We start from the raw sequence: 9,594 nt of genomic DNA on the forward strand, positions 1-9,594 counted from the left end.
CTGGACGAAGGCGTGGCCAGCAATCACCACTTGGGCTGCTTCATCGGTCTGTAGTCCGCGCATCGGTCTAAGCCGCCGCTTGAGCTGACCGTGATCGGCCTCGATCGGGTTGTTGGCGTACTGCTCGACGTGATGCCATGCGGCCGGCAGCAGGTCGTCGATCACGGCCCGGTAGACCGGTGCAGCGTCGGTGACCACCTCGGTCGGGATCACCGTGAGGGCGCGCAACGCCCGGGTGAAAAATCGGCGGGCGGCAGTGGCGTCGCGGCGGGCGGTGAGCAGCACGTCGATGACCTGGCCGTGCTGGTCGATTGCCCGGTAGACATAGCGCCAGCGTCCACTGACCTTGACGTAGGTCTCGTCCACGAACCATCGATCGCCTGGCGAGTGGCGGGCGAAGCGGGCGGCGTCGGCGAGCAGCGGTGTGAAGCGCTGCACCCACCGGTAGACGGTGACGTGGTCAACGTCGACGCCGCGTTCGGCAAGTAGTTCCTCGACGTCGCGGTAGGAGAGGCCATAGCGCAGGTACCAGCGGACCGCGACCATGATCACGTCGGCGGGGAACCGAAAGCCGGCAAACGCCGACCGCGGAGGTGACCAGACCCGAGATCGCGCTGCATGCCTCACCGCTCAAGCGTGCCTCGATCTTCCGATCAGCCAATGCAACAGAGCCCGCCTCAGCAATGCCGATGAGAGAAGCGACGGCTCCGTTGCGTCGGTTGATCGGGCTATCAGGCAGGGTTGATTGGTGAAGTCGGTGGCACGCTCTCGTCCCCGGTCTCCTCCCCGCTCGGCGTTCGCCGGCTTCCGGTTCCGGGCAGAGGTGGTCATGGTCGCGGTGCGCTGGTACCTGCGCTACGGCATGTCCTACCGCGACGTCGAAGAACTGCTCGCCGAACGCGGCATCGAGGTCGACCACGTCACGATCTATCGGTGGGTGCAGCGGTTCACGCCGCTGTTGGCCGACGCCGCCCGGTTCGCCCGCCATGCACCAGGTGACCGCTGGTTCGTCGACGAGACCTACGTCAAGGTCAACGGCGTGTGGCGCTATGTTCACCGGGCGATCGACCAACACGGCAGGTCATAGACGTGCTGCTCTCGGCCCGCCGGGACGCCGCGGCTGCCCGTCGGTTCTTCACCCGCGCGCTACGGATGCTGAAGGTGAGCCCGCGAGAGGTGGTCACCGACGCCGCACCGGTCTACCCGGGCGTGCTCGACGAACTGGTGCCGGCGGCGTGGCACCATGTCGAGCGGTACGCGAACAACCCGATAGAAGCCGATCACGGTCAACTCAAACGCCGCCTCAGACCCATGCGCGGACCGCGAGCCGATCGGACAGCCTGGCTTTAGAGGTCTCCACCAGCACCGTTTGTAGGTCAGTGCTGACACCACCCGGACCAGGAGAGCACCCTAGTGTTGGTGGGAGTTGACACCACCCTGGCGGGCGCGCAAGCGGAGCGAGTCCGAGCAGATTGAGCGGAGGTGGGCGCATGTCGGCGACGAAGCTCCTGGTACTCGGTATCGTGCACCTCTCCGGCGGCGCGCATGGCTACCAGGTGCGGTCCGAACTGCAGAGCTGGGGTGCGGAGATTTGGGCCAAGATCAAGCCCGGCTCGATTTATCACGCGCTGAAAAAGGCGGCGGCTGATGGCCTCCTCACCGAACACGCCGAGCCGGGCAACTCCGGGCCGGAGCGCGTTCTGTACCGCGCGACAGCTCGGGGACGTGACGAGATAGTCGAACTGGTCCGCGACGGTCTGCGGCGCACCCACGACCCCACCATGCTCGACGCGGCCATCGCCATGTTGCCCATGCTGACCAGGACAGATGCCATCGCGCACGTTAACGAGCGGGTCGCGCGCCTGGAAGCGGAGCTCGTAGAGCAGGCCAAGGGGTGGGAGAACCCGAACCCCGACATTCCCGAACACGTCCGCGATCAGGCCGAACTGTGGGCGGGACACGCACGCACCGAACTGGAGTGGGCGAAGAACCTGAGCAAACGACTGTCTGAGGGCGCCTACACCATGGCCGATGATCCGGGTTCGTGGCGAACGGTCCCCGATCCCCTCAAGATGCGCTTCTAATCAACCTTGACTAGACGTTTCCTCCTCGCGTACTCTGGCCAAGTAGTCAAGCTTGACTAGCTCAACCAATCCGTTCGCAACACCGAGAGAAGGAATCGAGCCCATGGGAAAGCTCGCGATCGAGACGAGAGGGTTGAAGAAGAGCTTCGGCAAGACCCACGCGGTCGCCGGTGTCGACCTGGCGGTGAGCGCCGGGGGCGTGTACGGCGTGCTCGGTCCGAACGGGGCGGGCAAGACCACCGCGATCCGCATGCTGGCCACGCTCCTGCGCCCCGACGCCGGAGAGGCGCAAGTGCTCGGCTACGACGTCGTGCGTGACGCCCGGGCGGTGCGGAGCAGGGTGGGCCTCACCGGGCAGTTCGCGTCGGTCGACGAGGACCTCACCGGGGTGGAGAACCTGTTGCTGCTCGCCAGGCTGCTCGGCTACTCACGCCGCCGAGGCAGGGAGCGGGCGGCCGACCTGCTCGACGCGTTCGGTCTTGCCGAGGCGGCCGACCGGCAGGTGAAGAAGTACTCCGGCGGGATGCGCCGGCGCATCGACATCGCGGCGAGCCTGGTCGTCACCCCCGAACTGATCTTCCTCGACGAGCCCACGACCGGGCTCGACCCGCGCAGCAGGAACCAGGTGTGGGAGATCGTCAGGGGCATGGTCGCCGAGGGCGCCACCGTGTTGCTGACCACGCAGTACCTCGACGAGGCCGACCAGCTGGCCGACCGGATAGCGGTGATCGACCACGGGAAGGTGGTCGCCGAGGGCTCGAGCGGTCAGCTCAAGGCATCGGTCGGCGCCGGCTCGCTGCACGTACGGCTACGTGCGCCCGAGCAGCGGGCCGAGGCAGAGCGGGTCCTCGCCGGCGTCCTCGAGGTGCCGGTCGAGCCGTCCGCCGACCCGGCCGCGCTGTCCGCGCGGATCTCCGACCCCGAGCGGGTCGCCCGTTCCCTCGCCGAGCTGTCCCGCAGCGGCATCGACGTCACCGAGTTCGCGCTCGGTCAGCCGAGCCTGGACGAGGTGTTCCTCGCCCTGACCGGACACGCCGCCGAGGAGACACCCGAGGAGGATGCCGCATGAATGCCATGTCCGCGGAGCAGGCGTCGGCGCCGGTCGCCGAGGACGCGCTGCGCAGTGTGCTGTTGGTCGGTGAGCGGCCGTCTCGCCCCGGTCCGGTGCTCACCTCGTTGACATTCGGCTGGCGGGCGCTGCTGAAGATCAAACACGTGCCCGAGCAGCTCGTCGACGTGACCATGTTCCCGATCATGTTCACGCTGATGTTCACCTACCTGTTCGGCGGCGCGCTCGCCGGGTCGACGCAGGAATACCTGCAGTTCCTGCTGCCCGGCATCCTGGTGCAGGCGAACGTCATGATCACCATGAACACCGGCATAACGCTGAACACCGACATCCAGAAGGGGGTGTTCGACAGGTTCAGGTCACTTCCGGTGTGGCGACCGTCGCCGCTGGTCGGCGCCCTGCTCGGCGATGTGATGCGCTACTCGATCGGGTCGGCGATCGTGATCACGCTCGGACTGGTCCTAGGGTTCCGGCCGGAGGGTGGCGCCGTCGGCGTGGTGCTCTCGGTGGTGCTGCTGCTGGTGTTCTCGTTCTGCCTGTCGTGGCTGTGGACGATGCTCAGCCTGATCCTGCGCACGCCGAACTCGGTGGCGGGGGTCAGCATGATGGTGATGTTCCCGCTGACGTTCGTGAGCAACATCTTCGTGGACCCGAAGACGATGCCCGGGTGGATGCAGGCGGTCATCGAGGTCAACCCGATCACCCACCTGGCGACCGTGGTACGCGGCCTGATGCACGGCTCGGTGCCCGCCGGGGAAATCGGCTGGGTGCTCGTCTCGTCCGTACTTCTCGTCGCGGTCTTCGGTCCCATCACCATGGTCCTCTACCGCAACAAGAAGTAGATGCCGCTACCGCGAGCACTTGGTCGACATCAACTCCGACAACCCGGCCTACTCGGCCAACGCCATCACCGGTACCAGGCCCGGACACGACAAGGAGAGCCGAATGAGCACCATCCCCAAGAACAACTCGGAAACCGTTGCGCACACGCCCGGGCGGGCGAGCAGCATCGGGGTCTGGATTCTGCAAGTCGTGCTGGCGGCGATAATCGCCGGCGGCGGAATCTCGAAGCTCGCCGGCGACCCGGTCATGGTGGACATGTTCGCCGACATCGGGGCTGGCCAGTGGCTCCGGTACCTGGTCGGAGCGCTGGAGGTCGCGGGAGGGGTTGGACTTCTGATCCCGGCTCTGGCGGGCCTGGCCAGTCTCGGGTTGGCGGCATTGCTGACCGGTGCTGTCATCACCGATCAGTTCGTGCTCGAGCAGAGCCCTTGGCTGCCGCTCGCCTTTCTCGTCGTGGCGGCCGTGATCGCAAGGGCGCGGTGGTCGCGCACCGAGGCCGTCGTCGGCACGCTGCTCAGGCGCTGAGACAAACCTCTCGAACGGAGATGTGAGATGAACGAGATGGCCTTTCGCGTGACATCAAACGATGGCACCGCCATCGCCTACGACCGGAAGGGAAGCGGCCCGGCTGTCGTCCTGGTAGGCGGCGGACTGGACGACGGAGCCGAGAACGCTCCCTTGGTACCTGCTCTCGCCGAGCACTTCACGGTTTACAACTATGCCCGTCGGGGACGCGGCGCGAGCGGCTTCACCGAGCCCTACGCCGTGGAAAGGGAGATCGAGGACCTGGATGCGTTGATCGCGGAGGCGGGCGGCTCGGCACACCTGTTCGGGGCGTCCTCTGGTGGCGCGCTGGCGCTGGAAGCCGCCGCGGCCGGGTCAGCCATCGACACGATCGCCGTGTGGGAGGTGCCCTATGTGGTCGGGGACGACATACGCCCGCGATTCGAGGAGTACATCGCGGACACCCGACGCGCCTTCGACGCCGGGCGAGACGAGGAGGTTCTCGAACTGTTCATGCGCGTGACCGGCGCCTCCGACGACAACATCGCGGCCAGGAAAGCGGCAGGCAAGCAGACGGCGCATTGGGCGGATTCGGTCGCCCTCGCGCCCACGCTGGTCCACGACAGCGTCTTCCTCAACCGCTACCAATTGCCGGCCGATCGACTGGCAACGGTCACCCAACCGGTCCTGGTCACCACCGGAGGACCGATCACGGTCCCCTACATGGCAGGCCTGCCCTCGGACTTCTTCGACCGCGCGGCCGACGAGCTCGCAGACCTACTACCCCACGCTCAACGGGAGACCCTCGAGGGGCCGGATCACGTCGTCGACCCACAGACCGTCGGCCCGCTGTTGCTACGGTTCTTCAGCAGCGAACGCTGAGGGGCCCGCGAGGTGCTGCGGGAAGACCGATTAGGCACCGCGCAAGCAGATCTTCGTCGCGCCAGGGACACGGGGCGGACAGGTAGTGTCGAGGTTGATGTCGTCGGCGGCATCACAGGCCTGATCCTGGGCGTGCTCGTCACCACGCAAGGCTGGGCCGTCGTACTGACCTGGGCCTCAGTGGGACTCGACCTGGCCTACTCGCTGCTCATCGGCTTCGTCGTCGGTCGTACCCCGCACTCCGGGCCGACTCAGTACCGCCCACCGAAGCCCTGCGCAGCACATGACCAGGCACCTCGGTAGGGCCAGTGATTCCGGGCTGTGGTCGCATGCGGTCACCGTTCCCGGGCGGTGGCCCGGTGCCGAAAGTCGTGCCCACGGCGTGCTCACGTCAGAAGTGCCACCGATGACGCAGCCGCGTTCCCGGGTCGACCTGTACGCGGCGATCCGACGGGATGCCCGATCTGGGATGTCCAACCGCGCGCTGCAGCGCAAGCACGGCGTCGGCTTCCGAACCGTGACAGCGGCGCTGGAATCTGCATGGCCGAAGGAGAGAAAGCAACCGCCCAAACGCGACTCACGACTTGACGCGTACCGAGTGGTGATCGACGACTGGCTGCGCTCGGACCTCGACGCGCCGCGGAAGCAGCGACACACGGCGAAGCGGATCTTCGATCGACTGCTTGACGAACATGACGGGGCCGGGGTGGTGTCGTACTGGATGGTCCGCGAGTACGTCGCCACCCGACGCCGTGAGATTCGCGTCGAGGTCGGACGGGAACCTGCCAACGCGTTCATCCCGCAAGAGCACCTCCCGGGCCGCGAGGCCGAGGTTGACTTCGGCGACGTCGCCATCCGCCTGCGCGGCGAGCTCGTAACCTGCGCGCTGTTCAGCCTTCGGCTCTCCTACTCGGGCAAGGCCGTGCACAGGGTCAGTGCCTCGGCTGGGCAGGAAGCCTTCTTCGAGGGTCACGTCCACGCCTTCAACGTGCTCGGCGGGGTGCCGACCGGGAAGATCCGCTACGACAACCTCAAGGCCGCCGTCGCGAGCGTGATCGGGTTCTCCCGCCAGCGGGTCGAGGCCGACAGGTGGACCGCCGTCCGTTCCCACTACGGCATCGAAGCCTTCTATTGCCAGCCCGGAATCCAAGGTGCGCACGAGAAGGGCGGCGTCGAGGGGCAGATCGGCTGGTTCCGACGCAACCACCTCGTCCCCATCCCCGAGGTCGACTCCCTCGCCGAGCTCAACGCTATGGTCGACGCCTGGGACGAAGCCGACGATGCCCGGCGGATCGGGTCCCGCGCCCGCACGGTCGGGGAACACTTCGCCACCGAGCAGCCACTCCTCGCGCCCCTTCTGCTGATCGCACTCGGCACCGAGGCCGCCATGGCCGGCTACCGGGTCAAGTACACCCTGGCGACCCAGCTTGCCAACGAGCTCGTCGAGGCCGCCGACGAGATGACGCTGGCGAAGACCATCGCCCGCTACGGCCGCGTCGACCTGCTGTGCATCGACGAACTCGGCTACATGCAACTCGACCGCCGCGGCGCGGAACTCCTCTTCCAGGTCCTCGCCGAGCGTGAGGAGAAGGCCTCGGTCGCGATCGCGTCCAATGAGTCCTTCGGCGGCTGGACCAAGACCTTCACCGACCCCCGGCTATGCGCAGCCATCGTCGACCGACTCACCTTCGGCGGCACCATCCTCGAGACTGGCACCGACTCCTACCGTCTGGCCCAAGCCACAAAGCAGCGGACAACCTGACACCCGTCGGGCGCGGAAGCGGTGTCGACGCAAACCAACATCCGCGGCACCGACACGTGCCCGGCGGTGTCAGAACTCGCCAACAAGCGGTGTCGGACGAAACCTCCGCAGCCAGACAGCCCAAGTGGTGATCGCCGGGCACGCCTTCCTGCAGAATCTGCGACGCGGCCACTACGAACTCAGAACCGATTCCGGTCCCGCACTTACGGATCGCTGCGGCGTTCACCGAATTCGCTCAGGCGATCTGACGCCTGCCCCGTCGGAGGTTCAGCGCCTCCACTGATCTCACAACGCAACAATGCCCACCTGCACGGGTCGAGGTCGCCCTTGTCGACCGCGCGGGCGATGGCGACCCGGTCCGTACGCCCATGACCATGCCGCGCAGGGGCTGACCGCGGACCGCCGTGATCGGCGTCTCCCACGGCAGGACCAGCTGGAGCGGCGGGGCGACGTGCCGGCCGGCCGCCACGCGAGTCGGACCGCTCACCACGCTCTGACCCGCAGGCGGACCGCCGGGCGGGTCAGGACGCCCGGTGCCAAGGCCTGCCGAACGGGACGCCGTTGTTAGCGCTGAACGATTCGCGCAGCAGGGTGCCGGGCCGGAAGTGGCGGTACGCGGCGTCACCGAGGTTCAGCCGCAGCGCAGCCCGTTGCAAGGCTTCGGCGGAGGCCACGTCGTCCCACCGGCCCGTGCTGACCCGGTGTTCCAGAGCCTGCACCGCGGCCACGAGCTCGGCCGGTGTAAACGAGCAGTGCCCCTGCCGGGCGACGTAGGCCTGCCGTAGCAGCGTGGAGCGGCCGCTGCGGCGCACGGCGTTGCGGTACGCGTTCTCCTGCTGCACCGGCACGAGTTGGTCGGCCGTGGTGTGGACAGTGAGTACCGGCATCTGGAGGCGGCCGAAGGGCACGGAGGTGGCGAACAGGCGGCCCACTGCGGCGGGGTCGGCGGTGACAGCCGCGCGGCGGCTCAGATGATCCAGGTCGGCGTTCAGGTCGAGACCGGCCTTGCGGTACAACGCGCGTACCGTCTCCCGGTCGGCGGACCGGGCCAGCAGCCGCCGATAGTCGACACCCTTGTTCCAGGACGGTTGGCCACCCACGGCGGTCTCGATGTCGAAGCGTGCCGGGGTGGTGAACTGCAGGCTCTCCCGCAGCCACTCGTACTGGCCGGCCTGGATGGCGTCGTGGTCGCCGCGTGCCGGTGGCGCCTGGCCCGGCCGCCAGGCCGGGGCGTGGTGGAGTGCCGCCGCCAGCGCCACCCGGGCCCGTCCAGCCGGGGAGGTCTGCCCTTGGGTGACGGCGGTGACCAGCGCGGAGGTGGTGGCGAAGGCCTCGTCGACGGTTCGGTACCCGGCCAGCTTGATGCTCTGCCCAGGGGCCAGCAGCCGGGCGATGGCGAACTCGGCGTCGAGCTGGTAATTGCCGAGCGCAGTTCCGCCCGCCACGATGCCGCAGGTCGCCAGGGCACCCTGGATCCTGCCGCGGGACGTTTCGGCCAGTTTCGCGGTGACCAAACCGCCCATGGACGTGCCGACTGCGAGGACCCGGTGTGGCTGGCGGCCGATGGCCGTGATCGTCGCTGCCAGCGTGTCGAGCTGGTCGCGGGGGGCGGTGTTCAGCGCCCAGCCGGCCGCCGCATACGACGATCCGGTCAGCCCGTATCCCGCCGCCAGGAGCGCGGCGCCTGTTCGTGGGTCGGGCGCGGTCGCCGGCAGGTTAGGAACGCCGGCGAAGGTGGGCAGGTAACCGTGGCTGTACAGCAGCAGGGTGCCGTTCCAGTCGGCGGGGATCTCGGCCGTCCAGGTGGTGCCATTCGGCAGGGACCCGGAGTACGAGGTGACGGCAGCCGCCTCCGCGGAGGCCCGCGGCGACGCGCCGAAGACGGCCACCGCCGCGGCGAAGATCAATAACGTTGCCCGGATTAGCTTCCCGCCCCGGGGCCGGCTTCCCGCCACGCGTCGCATTCAGCCCTCCCGAGGTCGTCCTCGCGGGCGATGCCGAAACCGCGTCTTCCGCACCCGGCCGCGCCCCTGCGGCTACGAGGCGACGTTAGACGAAATCCTGACGACTATCAATATTTTGTCGAACGACGGTTACCCCCTCCCGTCGGCTCGGCCCGAACGCTTGGGACGCGGGCATGCCGACTTTGCGACGCTCGCAGGTTGACCAGGCTCAATGGGCACCGCCCGGGCCGGGATGGTCGCTCAAATCTGGGCCGACTGCGACCCGCTCCACGTCCTGATCGCGGGCGCCCGGATCAAGACCGTGCACTGCCACCTAACCGTCACCGATCTAGCCGCGCTGGTTGCGCAGGGCGCCGTCGCGGCCGGGCCGTCACCGCAGAGGTCCCCCAAGCCCAGCCACCGAGCCAGCAGGCAGTCCACTTGGTGAGATGGCGAGAGACCGTTCCGAAACACAGAAGAGGTCTCCAGCTGCTCTCAATCTGCTCC

7 protein-coding genes and 4 pseudogenes are annotated in these 9,594 nt (G+C 67.8%); 8 read left to right on the top strand and 3 right to left on the bottom strand.

Annotated elements, in window-relative coordinates; genetic code table 11:
• On the bottom strand, positions 1–627 hold a 627-nt coding region (locus AB0M20_RS13065), incomplete at its 3' end, for an IS6 family transposase (protein WP_364297603.1).
• Between the two features lie 202 nt (positions 628–829).
• On the opposite strand from AB0M20_RS13065, the pseudogene AB0M20_RS13070 reads away from it, so the two are divergent.
• The 8 genes and pseudogenes from AB0M20_RS13070 to AB0M20_RS13105 all read left to right on the top strand — a co-directional run.
• Positions 830–1,338, top strand: a pseudogene (locus AB0M20_RS13070) (IS6 family transposase); the annotation flags it as partial.
• A 152-nt stretch (positions 1,339–1,490) separates the two neighbouring features.
• Entirely contained in the window at positions 1,491–2,084 is a 594-nt protein-coding gene (locus AB0M20_RS13075; protein ID WP_364297605.1) for a PadR family transcriptional regulator, read from the top strand.
• Positions 2,085–2,187: 103 nt separating this feature from the next.
• Complete coding sequence (locus AB0M20_RS13080; RefSeq protein WP_364297607.1) at positions 2,188–3,153, top strand: ATP-binding cassette domain-containing protein; 966 nt, start codon at positions 2,188–2,190, stop codon at positions 3,151–3,153.
• Positions 3,150–3,995 carry an ABC transporter permease gene (locus AB0M20_RS13085; protein WP_364297609.1) on the top strand — a complete coding sequence of 282 codons (846 nt, stop codon included), beginning with the start codon at positions 3,150–3,152 and terminating at the stop codon, positions 3,993–3,995. The genes AB0M20_RS13080 and AB0M20_RS13085 overlap by 4 nt, the downstream gene beginning before the upstream one ends.
• Before the next feature lie 19 nt (positions 3,996–4,014).
• A complete protein-coding gene (locus AB0M20_RS13090; RefSeq protein ID WP_364297611.1) occupies positions 4,015–4,521 on the top strand; it encodes a DoxX family protein in 507 nt (168 codons plus the stop codon).
• Positions 4,522–4,548: 27 nt separating this feature from the next.
• Positions 4,549–5,382: an alpha/beta hydrolase gene (locus AB0M20_RS13095; RefSeq protein WP_132104294.1), complete on the top strand. Its 834-nt coding sequence runs from the start codon at positions 4,549–4,551 to the stop codon at positions 5,380–5,382.
• Between the two features lie 406 nt (positions 5,383–5,788).
• A pseudogene (istA, locus tag AB0M20_RS13100) lies at positions 5,789–6,727 on the top strand (IS21 family transposase); the annotation flags it as partial.
• 12 nt (positions 6,728–6,739) lie between these two features.
• Positions 6,740–7,144: pseudogene (locus AB0M20_RS13105) on the top strand (ATP-binding protein); the annotation flags it as partial.
• Positions 7,145–7,458: 314 nt separating this feature from the next.
• Here the strand turns inward: AB0M20_RS13105 and AB0M20_RS13110 are convergent.
• A pseudogene (locus tag AB0M20_RS13110) lies at positions 7,459–7,640 on the bottom strand (sporulation protein); the annotation flags it as partial.
• A 25-nt stretch (positions 7,641–7,665) separates the two neighbouring features.
• Complete coding sequence (locus tag AB0M20_RS13115) at positions 7,666–9,051, bottom strand: hypothetical protein (RefSeq protein WP_364297614.1); 1,386 nt, start codon at positions 9,049–9,051, stop codon at positions 7,666–7,668.
• Positions 9,052–9,594 lie beyond the last annotated feature (543 nt).

Source organism: Actinoplanes sp. NPDC051633, assembly GCF_040681735.1.
Classification (GTDB): domain Bacteria; phylum Actinomycetota; class Actinomycetes; order Mycobacteriales; family Micromonosporaceae; genus Actinoplanes.